The 19,067-nt window shown below is 62.0% G+C and carries 22 protein-coding genes; 16 read left to right on the forward strand and 6 right to left on the reverse strand.

The features are described 5' to 3' along the window. Nucleotides 1-338, forward strand: a 338-nt coding sequence (locus tag ACO59D_RS11090; protein ID WP_485127033.1) for a hypothetical protein, incomplete at its 5' end; no start/stop codon positions are given. 367 nt (nucleotides 339-705) lie between these two features. On the opposite strand, the gene ACO59D_RS11095 is transcribed toward ACO59D_RS11090, so the two are convergent. Together ACO59D_RS11095 and ACO59D_RS11100 are read right to left on the reverse strand one after the other, a co-directional pair. Further along, a complete protein-coding gene (locus tag ACO59D_RS11095; RefSeq protein WP_485127034.1) occupies nucleotides 706-1,455 on the reverse strand; it encodes a class I SAM-dependent methyltransferase in 750 nt (249 codons plus the stop codon). 380 nt (nucleotides 1,456-1,835) lie between these two features. Beyond that, nucleotides 1,836-2,429 (reverse strand): helix-turn-helix transcriptional regulator, encoded by a 594-nt coding sequence (locus tag ACO59D_RS11100; protein WP_485127035.1) that lies wholly within the window; start codon nucleotides 2,427-2,429, stop codon nucleotides 1,836-1,838. Nucleotides 2,430-2,866: 437 nt separating this feature from the next. Between ACO59D_RS11100 and ACO59D_RS11105 the strand changes: the two genes are divergently transcribed. Together ACO59D_RS11105 and ACO59D_RS11110 are read left to right on the forward strand one after the other, a co-directional pair. Next, nucleotides 2,867-3,697, forward strand: coding sequence for a hypothetical protein (locus ACO59D_RS11105; protein ID WP_485127036.1), 831 nt, complete (start codon nucleotides 2,867-2,869; stop codon nucleotides 3,695-3,697). A gap of 437 nt (nucleotides 3,698-4,134) precedes the next feature. Beyond that, nucleotides 4,135-4,689: a hypothetical protein gene (locus ACO59D_RS11110; protein ID WP_485127037.1), complete on the forward strand. Its 555-nt coding sequence runs from the start codon at nucleotides 4,135-4,137 to the stop codon at nucleotides 4,687-4,689. Nucleotides 4,690-4,731: 42 nt separating this feature from the next. On the opposite strand, the gene ACO59D_RS11115 is transcribed toward ACO59D_RS11110, so the two are convergent. Further along, nucleotides 4,732-5,775: a hypothetical protein gene (locus tag ACO59D_RS11115; protein WP_485127038.1), complete on the reverse strand. Its 1,044-nt coding sequence runs from the start codon at nucleotides 5,773-5,775 to the stop codon at nucleotides 4,732-4,734. A gap of 512 nt (nucleotides 5,776-6,287) precedes the next feature. Between ACO59D_RS11115 and ACO59D_RS11120 the strand changes: the two genes are divergently transcribed. Further along, nucleotides 6,288-6,713, forward strand: coding sequence for a YjdF family protein (locus tag ACO59D_RS11120; RefSeq protein WP_485127039.1), 426 nt, complete (start codon nucleotides 6,288-6,290; stop codon nucleotides 6,711-6,713). A gap of 129 nt (nucleotides 6,714-6,842) precedes the next feature. Here ACO59D_RS11120 and ACO59D_RS11125 read toward each other — a convergent pair whose 3' ends face one another. Continuing rightward, nucleotides 6,843-7,187: a helix-turn-helix transcriptional regulator gene (locus tag ACO59D_RS11125; protein WP_485127040.1), complete on the reverse strand. Its 345-nt coding sequence runs from the start codon at nucleotides 7,185-7,187 to the stop codon at nucleotides 6,843-6,845. 131 nt (nucleotides 7,188-7,318) lie between these two features. On the opposite strand from ACO59D_RS11125, the gene ACO59D_RS11130 reads away from it, so the two are divergent. The 7 genes from ACO59D_RS11130 to ACO59D_RS11160 all read left to right on the forward strand — a co-directional run bounded on the left by ACO59D_RS11130 (nucleotide 7,319) and on the right by ACO59D_RS11160 (nucleotide 12,584). Next, on the forward strand, nucleotides 7,319-8,611 hold the full coding sequence (locus ACO59D_RS11130; RefSeq protein ID WP_485127041.1) for an ATP-binding protein: 1,293 nt from the start codon (nucleotides 7,319-7,321) through the stop codon (nucleotides 8,609-8,611). A 332-nt stretch (nucleotides 8,612-8,943) separates the two neighbouring features. Then, complete coding sequence (locus ACO59D_RS11135) at nucleotides 8,944-9,477, forward strand: alpha/beta fold hydrolase (RefSeq protein ID WP_485127042.1); 534 nt, start codon at nucleotides 8,944-8,946, stop codon at nucleotides 9,475-9,477. 27 nt (nucleotides 9,478-9,504) lie between these two features. Then, the gene (locus tag ACO59D_RS11140) at nucleotides 9,505-9,864 is read left to right on the forward strand and encodes a hypothetical protein (RefSeq protein ID WP_485127043.1); all 360 of its coding nucleotides are present in this window, start codon (nucleotides 9,505-9,507) and stop codon (nucleotides 9,862-9,864) included. A 23-nt stretch (nucleotides 9,865-9,887) separates the two neighbouring features. After that, nucleotides 9,888-10,511, forward strand: coding sequence for a DNA alkylation repair protein (locus tag ACO59D_RS11145; protein WP_485127044.1), 624 nt, complete (start codon nucleotides 9,888-9,890; stop codon nucleotides 10,509-10,511). Between the two features lie 93 nt (nucleotides 10,512-10,604). Further along, a complete protein-coding gene (locus ACO59D_RS11150) occupies nucleotides 10,605-11,150 on the forward strand; it encodes a GNAT family N-acetyltransferase (protein WP_485127045.1) in 546 nt (181 codons plus the stop codon). 128 nt (nucleotides 11,151-11,278) lie between these two features. Further along, nucleotides 11,279-11,746 (forward strand): hypothetical protein, encoded by a 468-nt coding sequence (locus ACO59D_RS11155; protein ID WP_485127046.1) that lies wholly within the window; start codon nucleotides 11,279-11,281, stop codon nucleotides 11,744-11,746. 190 nt (nucleotides 11,747-11,936) lie between these two features. Next, on the forward strand, nucleotides 11,937-12,584 hold the full coding sequence (locus ACO59D_RS11160) for a class I SAM-dependent methyltransferase (protein ID WP_485127047.1): 648 nt from the start codon (nucleotides 11,937-11,939) through the stop codon (nucleotides 12,582-12,584). 340 nt (nucleotides 12,585-12,924) lie between these two features. Here the strand turns inward: ACO59D_RS11160 and ACO59D_RS11165 are convergent, their stop codons facing one another. After that, nucleotides 12,925-13,155: a MerR family DNA-binding transcriptional regulator gene (locus tag ACO59D_RS11165; protein WP_485127048.1), complete on the reverse strand. Its 231-nt coding sequence runs from the start codon at nucleotides 13,153-13,155 to the stop codon at nucleotides 12,925-12,927. Nucleotides 13,156-13,364: 209 nt separating this feature from the next. Here ACO59D_RS11165 and ACO59D_RS11170 point away from each other — a divergent pair, with 209 nt between their 5' ends. Both ACO59D_RS11170 and ACO59D_RS11175 read left to right on the forward strand, forming a co-directional pair. Then, a complete protein-coding gene (locus ACO59D_RS11170) occupies nucleotides 13,365-13,640 on the forward strand; it encodes a winged helix-turn-helix transcriptional regulator (RefSeq protein ID WP_485127049.1) in 276 nt (91 codons plus the stop codon). 381 nt (nucleotides 13,641-14,021) lie between these two features. After that, entirely contained in the window at nucleotides 14,022-14,312 is a 291-nt protein-coding gene (locus ACO59D_RS11175) for a hypothetical protein (protein ID WP_485127050.1), read from the forward strand. 486 nt (nucleotides 14,313-14,798) lie between these two features. Here ACO59D_RS11175 and dgt read toward each other — a convergent pair whose 3' ends face one another. After that, nucleotides 14,799-16,319 carry a dGTP triphosphohydrolase gene (dgt, locus tag ACO59D_RS11180; protein WP_485127051.1) on the reverse strand — a complete coding sequence of 507 codons (1,521 nt, stop codon included), beginning with the start codon at nucleotides 16,317-16,319 and terminating at the stop codon, nucleotides 14,799-14,801. 339 nt (nucleotides 16,320-16,658) lie between these two features. On the opposite strand from dgt, the gene ACO59D_RS11185 reads away from it, so the two are divergent. Genes ACO59D_RS11185 through ACO59D_RS11195 form a run of 3 tightly spaced genes read left to right on the forward strand, consistent with a single transcriptional unit; the run spans nucleotide 16,659 to nucleotide 18,951 of the window. Then, the gene (locus ACO59D_RS11185) at nucleotides 16,659-16,961 is read left to right on the forward strand and encodes a TIGR04197 family type VII secretion effector (RefSeq protein ID WP_485127052.1); all 303 of its coding nucleotides are present in this window, start codon (nucleotides 16,659-16,661) and stop codon (nucleotides 16,959-16,961) included. Next, nucleotides 16,958-17,329 (forward strand): hypothetical protein, encoded by a 372-nt coding sequence (locus ACO59D_RS11190; RefSeq protein WP_485127053.1) that lies wholly within the window; start codon nucleotides 16,958-16,960, stop codon nucleotides 17,327-17,329. The genes ACO59D_RS11185 and ACO59D_RS11190 overlap by 4 nt, the downstream gene beginning before the upstream one ends. After that, nucleotides 17,326-18,951, forward strand: a complete 1,626-nt coding sequence (locus ACO59D_RS11195) for a DUF4474 domain-containing protein (protein ID WP_485127054.1) — start codon at nucleotides 17,326-17,328, stop codon at nucleotides 18,949-18,951. The genes ACO59D_RS11190 and ACO59D_RS11195 overlap by 4 nt, the downstream gene beginning before the upstream one ends. Nucleotides 18,952-19,067 lie beyond the last annotated feature (116 nt).

Below are 19,067 nucleotides of genomic sequence, written 5' to 3' on the forward strand. Positions count from 1 at the left end.
GGAGCCGCCTCTGCCACGAAAAGGGGCAATTCCCATTTGTCCAGCGTTTCCCTAGGGACTTCTACGACATCTACGCGCTCATGAGGTCGCACGGCGATGACATAGACTACGACGAGGTCGGAGGCGCGCTGAAGGCCATGGCCGTGAAGCGAGGGTCGAGCGCCGCTGTGCCGGAATACCGGAGCGTGCTCGAATCCGTCCGCGGCTCAGAGCAGATGGCTTCGGTCTGGGAGTCGTATGTCAGGTCGGCACCCTACGCTGCGGGAATCTCCTTCTACGAAGTCGTCGATACAGCGGTGGAGCTCGGCAACCGCGCAATCGGCCGGGAGGCTGATTGATTCGGGTCTGCTCTCCCGGGCGACAACCGCTGGCGACGGCTGGGGCACGGTGCGCGCAGTGGCGCGTCATGCCATTCCGCGAAGCCGCCCGCAACGATTCCCGGCGCAGAAACGGCCGACTCTCGGGTGGTTCGAATCAGTCCCGAATCAACGGTCTTTCTCGAAAGCGGAAAACACGAAACCCCAGGTGAAGCTGGAGGAGTAAATTCTCGGCGGACCGGGCTCAAAGGGATATCTCGGCAGGGGAAACGCGTCCCGGATGCCGCATTCCTGATCCGCAACTATCCTGGAAGTGGCTTGCATGGGGGTCGGATTCGCCCTTCCGCCCGGCGGACCCTCCGAGGCGATGCCCCGTCCCCTCGCCGAATCAGCCCTTCACGGATCTCGTCGCGATGTACGTCGGTATGTTCAGCTCATGGAGGCGTCCCGTCTTGTTGGTGTCCTCGTAGAGGTCCGTCAGCGTGAAGCCCGCCTCCAGCAGCCCGCCGATCTGCTCCTCGAGCGAATGGGAGAACCTCACGGGGCCGCCCTCGCGCTCCGCCCGTCTCATTTGCTCCTCATCCTTCAACGGGTTGAACGGGAGGCGGTTGACGACCCTCTCCTCGTCCTGGTCCACGATGTAGTTGACATAGTGGTCTACGCCCGCGAGAAGGACGCCGCCCTTCCTCAGCACGCGGTGGCACTCCCTCCAGATGGGCCCGACGTCCTCGACATAGCAGTTGGAGACCGGATGGAAGACGACGTCGAAGCTCCCGTCCTCGAAGGGGAGTCGCAGCGCCATATCAGCTCGGACCACGCGGATGTCGTACCCTTCCCTCCGTGCGACCAGCTCTTCGCTCTCAAGCTGTCTCTCCGAGTAGTCCAGGACGGTGCACCGCGCGCCGAGCGCCGCGAGGATCGGCATCTGCTGGCCCCCGCCGCTGGCGAGCCCCAGGACCTCCTTGCCGTCCAGGTTTCCGAGCCATTCGTGCGGGACCGGCTTGGTCGGGGTGAGCACGACATCCCAGTCGCCCGCCTTCGCTCGCTCAAATTCCTCGTGCGGTATCGGACGTCCCCATTCCCAGCCGCCTTCGACCCACTTGTCTATCGCTTCTGCGTTTATCTCCCGGTAGTCCATGGCGTCCTCCAGCGCGCGAACTCGAGTCCATCTGCGTTCTTCTCCCGGTCGTGGGGGTTCGGAGGCATTCGACCAGCCGCCCACGTGCCGAATCCGGCCCCCCACTCGGCATACTCCTCGGGTGTGATGTCACTCGCCCTCTCTGAGTCGGCCATGCCCCTCCGCGCGCATGGCGCCGCCCGAACGGCGGACCCATGCCTGGGCCCCTTGCCTTAGGAGCCCGTCCTACCCGACTCGGGGCCCCTGCCCGGCAATCGCGATCCCCTCCCCGCCCCGCCCGGACGCGGGCGGCGGCACGGGAGCGCGGCCTGCGCGCCAAGCCCCGGCGTCCCTCCCCCCCAGCGGCCGAGGCGCATATGGTCCGCATGCGACCGCCGTGCTCACCGCAAGATCAGGATGGGCAGGAGCGCCACGACGAGCCCGACGGCCGCAGAGGCCACCGCATAGAAAGCCCTCATGGCAAAAGGGTGCACGCGCGCGAAGCCCTCCTCGGGCTCGTCGCGATCGATCGGCTCGCCCTTGGAGAAGGCGACGATCTCCCGATACGCGGCCAGGTCGTACCTTCTCTTCATGAGATCGACCTGGCGCGCAAGGGCGAGGCCCATGCCGCCCATGAGGGCGAAGATGATGTAGGAGGGGACCGTCCCCCAGCCGAATCGGTACAGCCCCAGGGCCAACAGGGCGACCCCTCCCAAAAGGAAGGCGGTGCCGCCCGTCACCAACCTGGTCATACGCTTGTAGGGCTCCTTGCTTTCCAGCAGCTCTTCCATCCTCGTGACGTCTCCCTTGATCAGTTCGTCAACGGTCGTGTCGAAGAGTTCGGAGAGCAGGAGCGGGCTGTGCACGTCCGGGTAGGTCCGGTCCCTCTCCCAGTTCGAGACCGTCTGGCGCGAGACGTATGTCACCTGCGCCAAGTCGTCCTGGGACAGGTTCCTCTCGTTCCTGAGCCGGCGTATCTGCGATGCGAGCTCCATGCTCCCCCTTTCGACAATCAAAGGATGCGTCCGTTGGGGCAATGCTACCATCAAATGTCTTTGGAACGCTCCGTATCGAGCACCCCCACGCGTGCAGAAAGTCTTTTGCACGCCCTTGACCTGCCGAAATGCTTAAGCGTCTAAGCGCCCGCACGCTTTCGCTGCCGTACCCCCAGACGACCCTTTATCTCGCGCATGTGCAGTCGGGCAAGGTATGCGTCAATCCATCACGCCTTCGCGTAACGCAGGACGCAAATGGAGGGGTGGTACGATAACCTCGTTGGTTGCTAGGCCAAGAATCGTACTCGTATACCACGTCGGCACGGACGGTTAAGAGCGTCTGCGACATACGCAGACGAGATTCCCTCTACCGATTTGGAAGGAATGCTATGTCGAAACGACCTGAAACGCTTCATGTCAAATCACATTATGCGGACATGAGTGCGCAGGAAGCCGTGCGAAAGTTTCTCGCTAGGCACCGTCGCATTGGGTTCGTCATCTTCTTCGTTTTGATTGTCTGTGCGGCCTCCATCATCCAGCAGGAGCCGAGCATCGAGGCTATTGTCTCGTACCTGGTGCTGTGCGCGATCGTGTCGTTTGCCTCTCTCATTCTCAACACGCGCAACTTCCGTGGGCTTTTGGACATCCTGTCCACGGACTGCAACGCCCAAAAGATGCTCGAGGTAGCGTCGCTTTTGATGGAGAAGCGCAAAGGGCGGCGCGAGGCGCCGATTTACGAGGTGCTCTACGCCATGTGCTCGGCGCAGCTCGGCTACGACGACATCGCCTTGCAATGGGTGGACAAGGTGGAATCCACCCCAAAATTGAGCATGTCCAACAGGCTTTCGGCATGCAACGTGCGCGCAGTTGTAGCCAGGCATCGCCACGACCGAGACGAGCAGGCAAATGTTCGCGGGCGGGTTGTCGCCCTTTGCTCGGGCGGACGCGTCTCGGCTCCAGCGCGCAGGACCGCCGACCTGATCGTCGCGTGGATCGACTTCGACATTGCTTTGGGGGACGGGGAATGGCAGCGCTGCAACGAGCTTCTGGGGGCGATGAGCGCCCTCAGCCTCACCCAGCAGCAGAAGGTGAGCATGGAGCACTGCCGCGCCCAGCTCGCTGAGGCTCGCGGCGATATCGCGGCCGCGCGCGAGGGCTACACGTTCGTTGCCGAGAACGGCGGGGACTGCTATATGGCCCGACAGTCCTCGGAATGGCTGGCTGCGCAGGAAAAGGAGCCTGAGGCGGCCACCGATACGACCCTATAGAACGGCATTGTGAGCTCTCTTCGCCTGAGCACGGACCGAGCATCCAACGGAGGGTTCTCCTGCTTGTCGGCTGACAAGTACGCCTCAGGAAGCTCGACGGTCGTAGGTCTGCCCCATCTCTCCGACGTCTGCGCTGACGCGTCAGAGCTGGACGAAGAGGGCCGCACGCAGCTTTCGCGCTTTTTGGCAGAACGCGTGAACGCCGCACGCCGCACGCGTTCCTATCGATGCTGCGCCTCGCCGGACGCATGGGCGCGGGATACCTCAGGTCGCCTTGTGTGGGGACTCTGGTGCTGTATGGTTTACACCCTGTCCGTCCTCTTTATCTCAGGCGGCATATGGATCCTTGCCGGCTCGGTGGCAGGCGAGCTCGCGCTCGCGCCGAAAACCTTGCCGACAGTCTAGAGGCGAGCTTTGGGGAATGCGACGTGCATGTGATGGTGCGCGATGCCGCCGCGCTCCCCGATGGCGCCATGCCTGCGAACGGCTATAGCGGCAACCCGGAGGACGACAGCGCAATCGCCACGATGGACGATACGGAAGGGGAGCGTACCTGGGTCGTCCAGCATTTCATCGAGGCCGCACCGGGCATCTACGTTATGGCGTGCTCGAACACCGATTCAATCGACCTGCAGGACGGGGACGTGACGCTCGAGGAATCGCCCGTAACCGCGGAGCAACTGAAAAACGAGCTTCAGGAGAACGCGGATAATCTGCCCGAGGCGAACGACGAAAAGGGGCGTGCCATCGGCATGGACCGACCGCCCAGCGTGTCCGTGTCGGGAGCGCTCTACATCGCGCATGTTTCCGATTGGGTGCAGGGCATCACATGCGCGATGAAGGTAGACGATTCCCCGGCGGGCGTGTACCGCTGGGACCCCGACGATTACCTGAATTTCAAGCTCGTCAGCTTGGGCGGGGTCGTCGAGTCCGATCGAACGGTAACCGCTATAGCCGAGGGCGACCGCTTCTTCGTCGGCGTAGTCAAGTAATACGCGGAGGCGCGGCGCGATTAGGGGAAGCCCGCCGGCGACCTAGGACCAGGGAGTCTCGGAGGCGTCCAAGTCATCGTCCAAGAACCCTGCGGGCACGTTGCCCTTGTACTCGGCCGATGTGACGTGGGTCTCGCCGTAGGCCGTCTGCGTGTGCGAGACGGGGAACCCCCGCTCGTCGTAGGCGGTCGTGTACACGGACGAGTTCGACGGGTCGCTCGAGTCGCGCACCTTCGTCTTCGAGGACATGGTGGCCGTGCCGGGGTAGTACTCGGTCGTCTCGCTGTATGTGCTGGTCTCGATGGACGAGCCGTCGAGGGCCCAAGTCCCGTCGTCTTGCAACGTCGAATCTGCCGACTTGACCGGGCGCCCCTCGGAGTCGAGCCATTCCGTGAAGCAGAGGTACGGTTGCTGCGTGTCCGCGTCGTAATAGTAGATACGCTTGAAGTCGCCCTGGTCGTCGGTACCGTACTCGTACGTTTGGGAGCTGTTCCAGTTGACCTCGTCGTTATTGAAGTACCAGTGCGCCGTCTGGCGGCCCTGGTCGTCGTACTCGAAGGTCTGGCGGTCCTCGCGGTCGCTGGAGGAGAAGAAGGAACGCGATTCGACGATCCTCCCGGAGGCGTCGTAGCTCTTCGTCATGGACAGCGCGCCGCCATCGCGACGGAAAACGTCGAAGCTGCCGTCATCGCGATAGCTGTAAGTGGTCTCGAACAACCTTGTCGTGTTCGGTCCGCCTCCCTCGCATGAGCCGGTAACCGAAGAGAGCCTTCCCTGGCTGTCGTAGTGGTAGTTCGCAATCGACCACGTGCCTCCCTCAGGGCTGAAGCTCTCTTTCGCGACGAGCCTGCCGTCGGCATCGAACTGGTAGGTTTTCCAGAACCAAGAGGAGCTGTCGCCAGTAACGCGGATGGCGCCGCCCCCTTCTGGGGCCTGTCGGTTCCAGAGGGCCGACGTGTCGCTTGAGGAGCCAAACTCGCCCATACCCGTGCTCTCGCATCCCGCAAGGCAGGTGCAGAGCAGGAGCGCGACAAGGGTGCAGGCGGCAACGTGCAGGCTGATATGGATGGCTCTTGTGCGTTCCATGGCTAAAAGTGTATCACAATGGTTTTTGCGAGCCGGTTTGCGTCGAAACGGCATGTCGCGTCACGACTGGACTACCGACAAAAAGCTTACTAGAAGGTACATGTCCGCTGCGGTGCTGAGCGCTGCCAATGCCAGCCCAAAGGCAAAATATATGCGCGTACGCGACGCTCGCGTTGGGCATATGCCTATCATTCCAACGATCAGGCCCTGTTGCCGCTGTATCTGCAGAGATGCTCTGCACGGACGGCTCATGCAGCACTGCTTGCAATCGTCTACCATATCGTATGCGAGTCTGCCCCTCTTCCGGAAGACGGCCGGCCTTCCTTTGCTGTGGAGTTGCGCTCGGTGTACTGCCCTGCTTTCGAAAACGAGCCGTCAGTGGTAACGTTTGGAAGTCGGAGATGAAAACACGACCCCGTCGGGTAGTCGGGGTGCACCCGCCCGGGCGCCAGTAACCTGCCTCCTTGGTTGTCCCTTCTCCGCGTGGCATCTACATAAAGGAGGAAATCGCCATGCGGGAAGTTAGGGTATCCTCCACCCTGACCGTCTATCACGACGGCCGGTTCTGGGTGGGGATGTTCGAGCGCGTCGAGGGCGGACGGCTCAGCGCATGTCGCGTCGTGTTCGGCGCCGAACCCTCTGCAGAAGAGATTCAGCAGCTCGTGTGCGAGGGGTGGAACGATCTTCGCTTCACTGAGCCGATTGCGCACGAATGCGCGCCGAAAGCCTCGTCGAACCCCAAACGCCGTCAGCGCGAGGTCTCGCAGGCACTCAAGCAGAGAGGCCCGTCCACGAAGGCCCAGCAGGCGCTGTCGGAGGAACGCGAGGCACAGGCCCAGCAGCGCAAGGCCGGTGCCCGCGAGCAACGCGAGCAGGAGAGGCTGGAGCGCTTCGAGCGGAGACGGGAGAAGCGCAAGCGGAAGCACAGGGGCAAGTAGCGGGAACCCTCCGCCCGGCGGCCCTCGCCGTACGTCACTCGCCGACAGGGGACAAAGCCTGATTCACGAGTTCGATCTTCCGCTCGAAGATTTCGACAGGGACCAGGGCGAACCCCTCGTCCTCCTCGCTCAGCAGGACGAGCCTCTGGCCCGCGCGAAGGCGAAGTGTTCGCGTGCCTCCTCCTTCGGGATGACGATCTGACCGTGCTCGTTCACGCGTACGGTGCCCCATATGTTCTTGCCCCTCGGCGCGGGGAGCAGCATGCGGCCGTCGTCCATCTCCTCGGCCCTCAGCAGGGCGTCCACCGTGGTGCCGTACACGTGCGCAAGCCGCGCGCACTTCTCGACGTCGGGGATGGTGGCGCCGCTCTCCCACTTGGCGTACGCCTGGCGGGAGATGCCTATCTTGCCCGCGATCTCTTCCTGCGAGAAGCCGTGGATGTCCCTCAGCATGAGCAGGTTGTCTTTAAGCATGTCTTGGCGGATATCGGTAATTTCCGTTAGCTTTGGTTGCGTCCATCTCTACATCTGGGCATTGATGTATTCCAGATTATTGACGCTTACGACATATTTATGGAATAATCAGTCCGTCGTTAGGAGGGCGCATGGAGGCTTCGCGCGATACATACATCGACAACCTGAAGCTGCGGATGGGCAACGGGATGGTGAAGGTCATCACCGGTGTTCGAAGGTGCGGCAAGACATACCTGCTGTTCACGCTATTCAGGAGATTCTTGAAGGAATCGGGGATTGACGACGCCCATATCATCGAGCTCGCTCTCGACGTGCGGGAGAATGCCCGCTACCGCGATCCCGACGAGCTCGACAGATACCTTGCCAATCGCATCGGTGATGACGAAGGACCCTACTACGTCCTCTTGGACGAAGTGCAGTATACGATAAGCGAGGAAGAGCTGCGCGGCAAGAGCAAGGCCCCGCTCGGCATCTACGATGTCTTGAACGGCCTCCTACATCGCCGCAACGTTGACGTGTACGTCACCGGCAGCAACTCGCGCTTCCTCTCCAAAGACGTCATGACAGAGTTTCGCGGCCGCGGGGACGAGATTCACGTGATGCCGCTATCATTCTCCGAGTTCATGCAGAACTACGATGGCGACCGCTACCAAGCTTGGGCCGAGTACATGCTATACGGGGGCATGCCGCTTTTGGCGTCGATGCCCACCGACGAGCAGAAGGCCTCCTACCTCTCCCGGCTGTTCGACGAGGTGTACCTCAACGACGTGATTGCGCGCAATCATGTTTCCAAGACCCAGGAGCTCGAGGACGTCGTCGATATCCTGGCCTCGTCCGTGGGCTTGCTTACGAATCCCCACAAGATTGCCGCCACTTTCGGATCGGTGCTGCAATCGAGCATCGACGAGGCCACGGTGAAGCGCTTCGTGGGCTATCTCGAGGATGCGTTCCTCGTGACCGAGGCCGTGCGGTATGACATTAAGGGGCGCAGGTACATCGGGACGCCCAAGAAGTACTACTACGAGGATGTCGGGTTGCGCAACGCGCGCTTGGGCTTCAGGCAGGTCGAGGAGAGCCACCTCATGGAGAACGTCATCTTCAACGAGCTCCGTATGCGGGGGTACGGCGTCGACGTCGGCGTCGTAGAGCGCCGCCGAAGGATCAACGGGAAAGACGAGCGGACCCGCTACGAGGTTGACTTCGTAGCGAACAGGGGCTTTCGGCGCTATTACATCCAGTCCGCCTTCAACATGGACACCGACGAGAAGCGGGAGCAGGAGAAGCGATCCCTGCGCCTGATTGACGACAGCTTCAAGAAGATCGTCGTCGTGAAGGATGTCGTGAGGCCCTATATGGACAATGCCGGCGTGCTGACCATGGGGCTCTTCGACTTCCTCCTTGACCCGAACAGCTTGGACATGTGACGAACATGGAATCGAGGAACTCTGCGGCGAGCACGACCAAGTGGGCACAAAGAGGTGACGTCCACCGACGAGACCTTCTTCGGCGGCAGCACGTCGTTCAAGAAGAACTTCCTTAAGCAGATACGCAAGCATCTGCTCGAGTAACGAGGCAAGGCAGCGAGGCCGAGCGCCCCGGAGGGATGACGCGGTGCGGCTCCCTTGCTGCCATCCCCCTATGGAGGCGACTGCCGCACACCGCAACCCCCACGAGGGTGGAAGCCCCCCCGACGTCGGCGGGGCGCTCAGGCGCGCGGGCTTCGGGCAGGCGAGCGCCCCCCCTGTCCCACATGGGCATGGACCACGTGGAGGGGCCCGACAACGGCGCGCCGCTCGTGCCCGTCCCCGCCCAGGTGGGCATATGGCAGGCCTACGAGAAGGCGCTCGCCCCGCCGTCCCGGTCGTTCCGCGTGCTCGCGGTCGAGGTCCGCGGCCACGGGCGGAGCAGCTGGGCGCCGGGGGGCTGCGCCTGGAACTCGGTGGGCGGTGACGCTGCGGAGCTCGTCGAGGGCGTCGTGCGCGGGCCGGCGATCGCCTCCGGCAACTCGTCGGGCGGCATCATGGGCCTGTGGTGCGCCAGCCGCGCCGCGCGCCGGGCAAGGGCGCTGGTGCTGGGGGACGCCCCGGCCTTCTGCGTCGAGATGCCCCGCTTCGAGGGGCGCGGCAGGTTCACCTGCGAGGGCCTCGAACGCCTCGTGGGGGCCATCGGCGACGTCGGCGGCCGCGGCCTGGCCGACTACCTCGGGGGGCAGGTCATGCCGGTGTCCGACGCGCGCGCCAAGGGGGTGCCGGACCGGTTCGCGGCGTTCGTCTCCAGGGAGCCCGGGTAGACCGGGCGGCGCCGCCCCCGCAGCCCCGTGGCGCTCGGCCAGCGGCACCTCCCGGAGGTCCTGAAGCGGCAGTTCCAGTCGCTCAAGACCTTCGGCCCCGACTTCGCGCGGGCGTTCGTCGACGGGCGCGCCTGCGAGGGCTTCGGCCACGAGGCCGCCCTGCGGCAGGTGGGCGTCCCCCTGCCGGTGATGCACGCGGACTGGCGCCGCTACGAGAGGTACGGCCTGGTGGGAGCCATGGACGACGACGATGCGCGGCGCATCGCGGAGCTCGTGCCGCATGCGGGCTACGTGAGGATGCCCGCCAAACGCGTCATCCACGCGTTCAGGCCGCGCGCGTTCGTGCGGGCAATCGAGGGCTTCGCCGCCGAGCACGGCCTTTGCTGACGCTGCAGGGGGAGGGAATCAGAATGAACCCCAGGATCGAAGAGCTCGCAGTCGGGCTCGCAAAGGTTGAGCATGGTTTCAAGGAGATCGAGAGGTGCGCCCTCGATGACTTCGCGTCCCACGATGCCCGGACCGTCGCCGAGCTGGCCGCCGAGGCAGGTGGGTCGAAGACCGTGCAGGTGAGGATGTACGGGGTGTTCCTGCTCGGCTACCTTGCGGCAGGAGACGGGCAAGCCCTGCATGCCCTCAGAGGCGTGGCCTCCCGCGATGGGGACTGGAGGGTTCAGGAGATATTGGCCAAGTCCTTTGACCGATACTGCCACGACGTGGGCTACGAGCGCGCCCTACCCGTGATCGACGAGTGGCTGTCATCGGACGAACCCAACGTGAGACGCGCAGTGACGGAGGGCCTGAGAGTCTGGACGGGAAGGGACTACTTCAAAGACCGCCCCGAGGAGACCGTGCGCAGGCTCTCCGCGCTCAGGGAGGATGCGAGCGACTACGTCAGGAGGTCCGTTGGCAACGCCTTGAGGGACATCAGCAAGAAATATCCCGACCTAGTCGGTGCGGAGCTTGCCACATGGGACCTGGCCTCGAGGGAGGCAAGGCAGGTCCACAAGCTGGCGTTCAGGTTTCTCGTGCAATGAGCTGGTGCTGCTCGCATAGGAGAGTGGTCAAGAATCCGCTCCCCACTCCGCGTGCTACAATCGCCCGAGCAGACGATCCGGCGGAAGGCCGATATGACGTTCGAGACCGAGAGGCTCCTCCTCAGGCCATGGGACGAGAGGGACGCGGAGGACCTGTACCAGTACGCGAGCCATCCCGACGTGGGCCCCATCGCAGGCTGGCCCGTCCACACGAGCGTGGAGGACAGCCGGGAGGTCATACGGAGCGTGCTCTCCGTGCCGGAGAGCTACGCCGTGGTCCTCAAGGAGGCGGGACGCCCGGTCGGCAGCATCGGGCTCATGGTCGGCGGGGCGAGCAACATCGACATCCCGGATACCGAAGGAGAGATTGGCTACTGGATCGGCGTCCCGTACTGGGGGCAGGGGCTCATCCCTGAGGCCACGCGCGAGATCATGCGCCACGGCTTCGAGGATCTTGGGCTCGAGAGGATGTGGTGCGGATACTTCGACGGCAACGATAAGTCGAGACGCGTGCAGGAGAAGTGCGGCTTCCGCTACCACCACACGGCGGAGAACGCCCCCTGCCAGATTGAGGGTCTCCTCAGGACCGAGCACCTCACCTGCATCACGTGGAACGAGTGGGACGCCTCCCGGCCGTAGGCAGGCGCTGTTGACGGCCTTTGCGAAATTGCCAGGCCTATCTGACGAACGCTGTGCTCCAACCCTATGGCGGCTGTTGACGGGGACAGTTTATTCACGCAAGCTGATGGAGATGCGATGGGCGGTGCATGGGGAGGAGCCGAGGGGAGGCCACCCAGATGTGCGTGGAGTGCTATGCGGACGAAAGCAGGGCGACCCCGCTGCTGAACCCGCAGGACTGCTTGGAGAACCACACGCAGTACATCTGCGGCACCTGCGGCAGATGCATCTGCATCGAGCACGACCCTAAGCGCGGGCTGCAGCGATGGAACTTTCCCTTCAAATCGTTGGAGATTGCGAAGCTGTACCTGCGCACCGCCGACTACAGCATGAAGAGGCCATGCGGTATCTACGAGATGAGAAGCGAGAGCGGCAGGCTCTCATACAAGATCTTCGCCGATGCCGAGGACCTGCGGCTCTACCTGAGGAGGAACAGGGGCAAGGCGCGCGCGTCCCTGTCTCCCGCCTTCATCGTCGACGAGTACAGGGAGTATGCGGGCACGCAGGTGCGGAGGTTGACTCCCGATGAGGTTGAGAGGTACCTGCCGGAGCGCTAGGGGCGTTTCAGGGGAGAGTTCCACGTCCCCATTTCGTCCATAGATTGCTCAGCCCCCCTGATCCGGAAATGATTCTTACGGTACGGTACGAGACGAACGAGATAGTATTAGGCAGAGCAGCGTGATGGTAAACATCAACTATCTACATATCTGTCTCGTGGCAGTCATGGCCCGGCGGGATCGAGGAGGCATGGGCGGGCGAGCGCACATATCATCGAGGCGGACGGCGAGTGCCGGCTGCTGCTGGAATCACAACTCCGCGTACTACCCCGAGCTGGTTTCGGACGCCGCACTGAGGGGCGGAGTTGCCCTCGACGTGGGTTGCGGGGATGGGGCGCTCCTGGAGCTTCTGGCCGGAGTCTGCAGGCACATCGTGGGGGTGGAGGCGGACCCCGCCACCGCGCGGACGGCCGCCGGCAGGGTCGCAGGCAGCGGCACCGTCATCTGCGGCGACTTCATGGCTGCCCAGGATCTTGCCCCGGAGGAATTCGATACCATAACCTGCGTCGCGTGCCTGCACCACATGCCGCTCGAGACGGCGCTCGTTCGGATGGCGGAGCTGCTGCGGCCCGGCGGCAGGCTGCTCGTCGTCGGACTGTCAGCGAACAAGACCATTGCAGACTGGCTGCTCTCCGCTCTCATGGTCGTCCCCGCGAGGGTGTCCGGATGGCTCCACCGCGAGGGTACCTACCGGGGGATGAGGGTTGCCCGGCCCTGTGAGTCCCTGGACGAGATTCGCGCCGTTGCGGGCGAGCGACTCCCCGGCGCACTTGTCAGGAGGCGTCTTTACTGGCGCTACTCCCTCGAGTGGACGAAGCCCCTTGCCGTGCAACCCTAGGGCCTGCGTCCTGTTTCGGGCTCCGTTCCGTGGTTTGGCTTTCCTCGCGGGGGTACAGCCCGAGCTCCTCGATGGTCAGCCTGGCTCACAGGAGGGAGCCGGCTGATCCCGCAGTGACGGCGCACTGGCCCGCGACGGACGCACGCGATCACCCCGAGGGAGGGCGCCACCCATCTCGAGGACGGCGCGCCCCTCGAGGCGTTGGGAGGGTCGAGGCCTGCAGGACGTCTGACGGGAATTGGCGAATTGTGCCGACCCAGAAGGGGGCTACGGTCCTTTGCAGAAAGCTGGGCTTTGACCCGGTGGACTCTCTGCTCGACGGGTCGTCCGGTACGCCAACCTAATTTCTGAGCGCTACAGATATGGGGGCGGGTTGCAGGTGCACATTGCGAGCGTCTGCGACAGGAGCCTCGCGTCGCCAGGTCCGTACCTGCGGGTGCCCGTTCTCCGCCCGGGCGGGCTCGAGGAGCCCCATGTCCTCGTAATGGCGAAGCGTGCGTGCACTCACGCTTGCCATCTGGGCCAATTGCCCCACGCTGTAGCGCTTTCTCGTCGGTCTCGTCTCGTCCATCTCGCACCTCCGCAGACATCATGGGGCCTCACGTTGCGAGAAAGTCAAGAAGGCCTCACGCAGCAAGAGGGTCAGGGGCGTCATCGACGTCCCGCGCGAAACCCTGGTCGTCCTAGATCCCACTCATTCTCTCGCTTCCGTCCGCATGCCATGCGCCTGATGTGAACGGAGACTAGCTCGCCTCGCTTGAGTGCCCCGTGGGGGCGGTCATGACGGTTTTGGGCGGAAAGTATAAGGTGCTCATCTGCTTTAGGCTGGTGGGAAGGATGCTGCGCTACTCGGAGCTAGCGTGTCGTGTGCCAAGGGCAAGCCCAAAAATGCTCTCGCAGCAGCTCAAGGAGCTGGAGGCTGACGGCATCATGCACCTCGAGATGTATCCCCAGGTACCGCCCAAGGTGAAGTACTCTCTCACCCGTACGAGGCGAGAGGCTTGCGTCGACGATTCTGGCCATGTGGAGGTGGGGCGCGGGGCTCTACGACAGTGAGGAGCTGCCGGTATGCCTACTCTTGGGCTTCTTGGCACAGGTGCTTTGACGTTTCCCCTGCCGCATCGCGAGGACATTTGACGCTTGGGGGTGGTGGTGAGGCAGCACGGCAGCGCCGTGACGCCTAAAGTTAGTCGTATCAAATATGATTCATGATGAAGCCAAGATGAGGGTTTGCGAGTTTGGACAAGAGCATGCAAAGACCCTGTCGATGTTCCAGTGTGCGGCCGAACCGGCTTGGGTGTTCAAAGCGCCGGCAAGGGCCTTGGCCGGACACTAATATCTGCCTTGCCGCAGCGGACGGGCATGACCCTTCTGGGGACATGACCTTCATCAGTGTGGAGGACTATGCAAAGAAGGCAGTTGCTTACCTGAGGACGCATGGCGTCCGTCGCCTCGACGCCCTCTATGGGGTATCCATGGGTGGTGCTACGGCCATGTATCTTCTGTCTGGTCCTCTTCGGCACCACGAACATGGGCATGATGAGAAAGGTGAGCCTACCAAGCCAGTGGACACAGGATGGCTGGGAGCAGGAGGACTTCTACAGATGGGTCTACGACTTTGAGAAGCATCACTTTTCCGCGAGAACGAATTACAACGTCTTCTGGTCTGCAAACAACTACGAGATGCCGAATCCGATTTCGCGCCTGGATACGGAAATCGAGTACTGAGTACTGGTATGGAACCAGCGAAACAAAGGCGAGAAGGGCCGATATCGATTGCGTGAGGAAGACGTTTTCGCAGACACGCTTCCGGGAGCTGAAGGGGTACGCGCACGCGCAGCTGGTGGTAGTTCACCCCGAAGGATTCTGCAAGACAGCAATGCAATTTCTAGGCGAGGGATGATGCGGAGATGGGTATGACGGGTGTCGGGCACACGGGGAGTGCACTTTTGAAATACCTGATTGAGGCATAGAGCGCGCGGTGTGTGAGGGGGTGGCGTTCACGCGCGGCGAGGGCAGCCGTGACTTGGGGACACCGGCTAAAGTGCGCGTTTAACGCACTTCGGGAGATTGCCAACTGGGCAAACGTCGCGCGAGACGACGAAAAACGCGCACTTTAGCCGGTGTCCCCAAGTAGTGACTATCGAGTGGGAATAAACTTCGGGTCAAGACGCTTCGTGACGGTCTGTTCTATAAGACAACTGCAACCTGTCGCTACAAGGCCTCCACCTTGTCGTAGGCCTGGTAGGCATCGTACAGCTCGAGTACCCGCCTGTCTGTCAGCGAGCAGAGGTAGTCGAGCACCGTGCGTAGGGTATGGTAGGCAGGTGAAAGGCCATCGTCAAGGTCTGCGCCCTTCCTGGTGTTATCGAGATAGGATTTGAGCGTACGCGGAATGTGCGTGCCCTCGGTCAGCCTGGCCTCACCCGTGCTATCGTCAACGCAGCTGGTAAACCGCTCAAATATGAGCCCCAGGGCATGTGTCCCCCTCTCACGCTGCCTGACGATTTCGGTGTTCTTATAGACGTTTCTTTCCATGACGTCGTGCAGGACCTCTACCACGTGCCTGGATAGCTCTGAGGTCTCCAGAAGCTCGCTGCGATAGCTGCCCCCTATGATCTCGTCGAGATGGTAGCTGAACGCCTGGGCGGCACTATAGACCAGCGAGTCTCTCATCTGGAAGATCCACTGGTGAATATAGAGGAGCTTCCCGTCAAAGTCATCATCACCATACGTGCCCAGCTTGTCAGTCAACTCTTTCACGTTTTCCATGCACCCATTCAGTCGAGGCTTCCCCTCGGCTTTGTTACGCTCGTAGTCTGGTTTGAGCTGCTGCCACATGTCGGCTATGTGCTCGTCTTTGACGAGCCCCATCGCATACGCGTCTTCGAGGTCGGCCGTGAGGTAGGCGATGTCATCGGAAGCCTCTAGGAGGTAGGCCAGGGGATGGCGGCAATACTCGTGCGGTCCATCCACGCTCCGGATGAGGCCAAGCTTCGTGCCCATGTCCTCGCACGCCTCGTGCTCGCTGAGGTAATGCCCCGGCTTGTGTCTCCAGACCACCTCGCTGCCTTTGTATTCCTCAGTCCAGTCCTTGCTACTCACCGTGTATTTGGTCATCGTTGCCAACAGCGCATAGGTCGGGTTTGCGAGTGCGATGTCCATTGCCGGGTTGGGATGTATGAGAAAGCGGAGCGCCTGCGAATTGCCCTCGACGTTGCCCAGGTCCTTGATCTCATCAGGGGTGAGCAGCCCTGCGTGATCGCTGCACCATTTCCTGATTCGTTCCGAGAGGCACCTTTCGCCTTCATGGCCAAAGGGCGGATTGCCCAGGTCATGCAGGAGGCCTGCGGTCTCAAGCGTTCGCTGCATGGCATCGATTCTCTTGTAGCCGTCGTTGTCACCATCGTCGATGAAGTATTGCTTGAGAAAATGGCCTTTCTTATACTTGCCCGTGTCCTGATAGTCCTTGAGAATGTTCAAGACCGCTGGGATGAGCCTCCGTGCGATGGCGTCAACCTCGATGGAGTGCGTCAGCCTCGTGCGCACCTGCGCCGAGTTGTCCATGGAGAACATCTGGGTCTTGTCCTGGAGGGCTCGCACGATGGACGAGGTGACAACATGCTGGTAGTCATTCTCTGGCTGTGACAGCTTGATCATCTCGCGCCACTTTCCCTCTGCGCCCTTGGGACGAACGTCACGTCCGTCCTCAGAGAGAAGACGGTCCCATGTCATTACGGACTCCTTGCCATGGCTCATGCCGTCATGCACCTCTTCTGTAGGTATGGCATTATCTCCAGCATGCTGTGCGCTCCATTGTAGGCTACTCAATGCCGTGCAGGCACATGCTAGATGCGAATCGGGTGCCCAGAAGAGGCATCAGATGGATCTTGAGCACCCCGCGGCCCCTCTCCGACGTCGGTCTGGCCAGCCTATGCCCTGTACGTACTCGCCATCCAGTCTTGCTGCTTGACAAGCCAGTCGACATGTGAAAAGAATGCTGTCATAAGGAAACTGCCACAGAGCTTGACCGAGCGATGTGCGTCGCGTACACCCGATACCGGGGGAGAGACCATGGCAGACGTGGGTTCGATAGTCTCGAATGTTGCACAGACCCTTGCCGACGCAACGGGCCTGGAAACCAGCGTTGGCTCGTACGGTGATGCCAAGTTCTCGAGTTGCGCGGAGGACTCCGACGGCACGCCGCCGGCGCAATGCGACAACGCATGGCAAGGCTACGCCTCGGCGGCCGCCGCGTACGTGGCGGCCGTCAAGGCAGACGCGCAGGCCATCGGCCAGATGGGGCTCTCCTTCCAAGAGGCAGATGCGGATATCGCGAGAATGCTCGAGAGCGGCATCTCGGGAGTCTCGTCATGAGCGTATCCGATGACAGGCTTGACGAGCTTCGTCGGAGACACGAGCGAACCATGCTCAGGCTGGAGGAGCGTGAGAGCTCGCTTGGCCAGAGCGAGCGAGACGTGCAAGATGCCATGGGTGCCTTGCGCATGACTGCGGGTGCGATAGAGGCGGCAGACGCTGCCGCATTTCCGGAGGGCAACGCGCTGGTTTTCCAGATGTCCGATGAGATTTTGCGGGGAGTCCAGCGTCTTGGCCACGCGGAGGAAGAGACGCAGGAGAGCTTGGAGCATGAGCTGCGCACAGTCAGAAGCCATATGGATGCGGAGGAGGAGGCCTACATGCGCGCCGTGCGCGAGACGGACGAGGGAAGAGGTGACTGGCAATGAGGTCAAACGTGGGCACTCTCATGGTTGACCTGAGAAGCAACTCACTGGCGGCAAACGGTGCCTGTGACGAGGCGAGCCTTCAGATGTCGGCCCTACAGGAGGTCATAGACGACACCTCTGCGGGCGATTCTGCCGCTTACCAGAGCATGCGCGACTACCTGAGCCAGGTGAGGATGCCCGCCATGGCTTTGCAGAGCGACTTCCTGCTTGCCTTCGTGCAGGACATATATACTGACATGGGACAGGTGAGCGAGAAGCTCCTGCCGCTTGGTCCTGTGGTCGACACCGATGCGCTTGCGGACTCTGTGGCCCAGCGAAGGTCCTGGGCAAACACTTTGTACGGGCAGGCAGATGACCTGTCGGGTGCTGTCCCGCTCCTTGCCGACGGTCTCAGGGGGTTTGCGAACATGGTCATGGGCCAGGCCGACGAGCTGCAGAGACGTCTCGACCTTGCGCTGGAGTACCTGGGTGACGGCAGCATCTATGCCGCGAGCTCTGCATACACAGGCTCCCTCCAGCGCCAGCAGGACGCCTTGGCTTCTGTGAGCCGCGACCCTGTGACGGGTGCGTTTGACATATCGGGGCTTGACTTGTCGTGGGTGCCTCAGCTTGATGAGGAGTGGCAACGCCGCCACAACCGTGCGGTACTCGAGCGCTACTTCACGCTAGACGATGACGGAAACATCACGGGCGTGCGCCCTGGCATGGAGGCACGCCTCGGCGAACTTCTGGACATCGTCAGGCAGAGTCTTTTTGGGGATGGTGCACCCACGGAGATTGGGCGTCTCACCGCTGACGAGCGCTATGCCCTGCTCTACCTGGCCATAAAGGATGGTCCGCAGATGCTGTCGATGGAGAACTCTGCCATGCAGAGCGCAATAGGTGCTTTGGCTGGACAGTTTAGCGTGCAGGACATCATCTCGCGCGTCGAGGACTTCTCAAATATGGTTGATGGCAACGACGAGAACCCGCTGACCCAATACCTTGCGTTCACGACTGATGACGGCATCTTCTACGGCAAGGACATGCGGACGAGCATCCAGCACAAGAGTGGCTACGGGGACTGGATCGAGTTCTTTGGGCCGTTTCTGGGAATGGACCTCGACACCGACATCACGACATTCATCTACGACGGCAAGGAGTATCGCATCCAGACCTGGGATGGCACATATGGCGCGGGCATTGCCTATGGCGGGGAGGTCGCCGTCTATACACGTGATGCCCCGACGTCCCCCAGTGACGAGTACCTGGTCATGACACCACAAGACATCAGGGATAACCTTGACGTGCTCAGCGCACGGCAGACCAAGAGCATCTTCACGACGTATGAGTCGGCGGAGGGGAGCGATGTGCCGAACATCCATATCACGGTGAACACTGGTGGCCGCTATTCTATCGATCGTGATGCGGGCAAGGGTAACTGGACCTTCGATTCCAAAATTGTTCCAAGGAACCCTGATGGTAGCAAGCAGAGTGGCTACACGAGGGAAGAACTGTCCGTTACTGCGACCCTAGACTTCGAGGACAAGGGTCTGCAAGAGGCAGCAAGAAACGCCCTCGCGGGGGACGGCATTAGCGTTGAGGAAGATGGCGACGGGCTCACCGTCACCTGGTCGAGGTGAGGCCGCTTATGGTAACGAGGAGAAGCCTGCTGGCCGCATCCCTGGGGCTTGCCGGGGGTATCCTCGGCCTCGCGGGCTGCGGCCTGCTGAGAGGGAGGGAGGAAGAGGTGCCCGAC

It is taken from the genome of Tractidigestivibacter sp. (assembly GCF_057241865.1).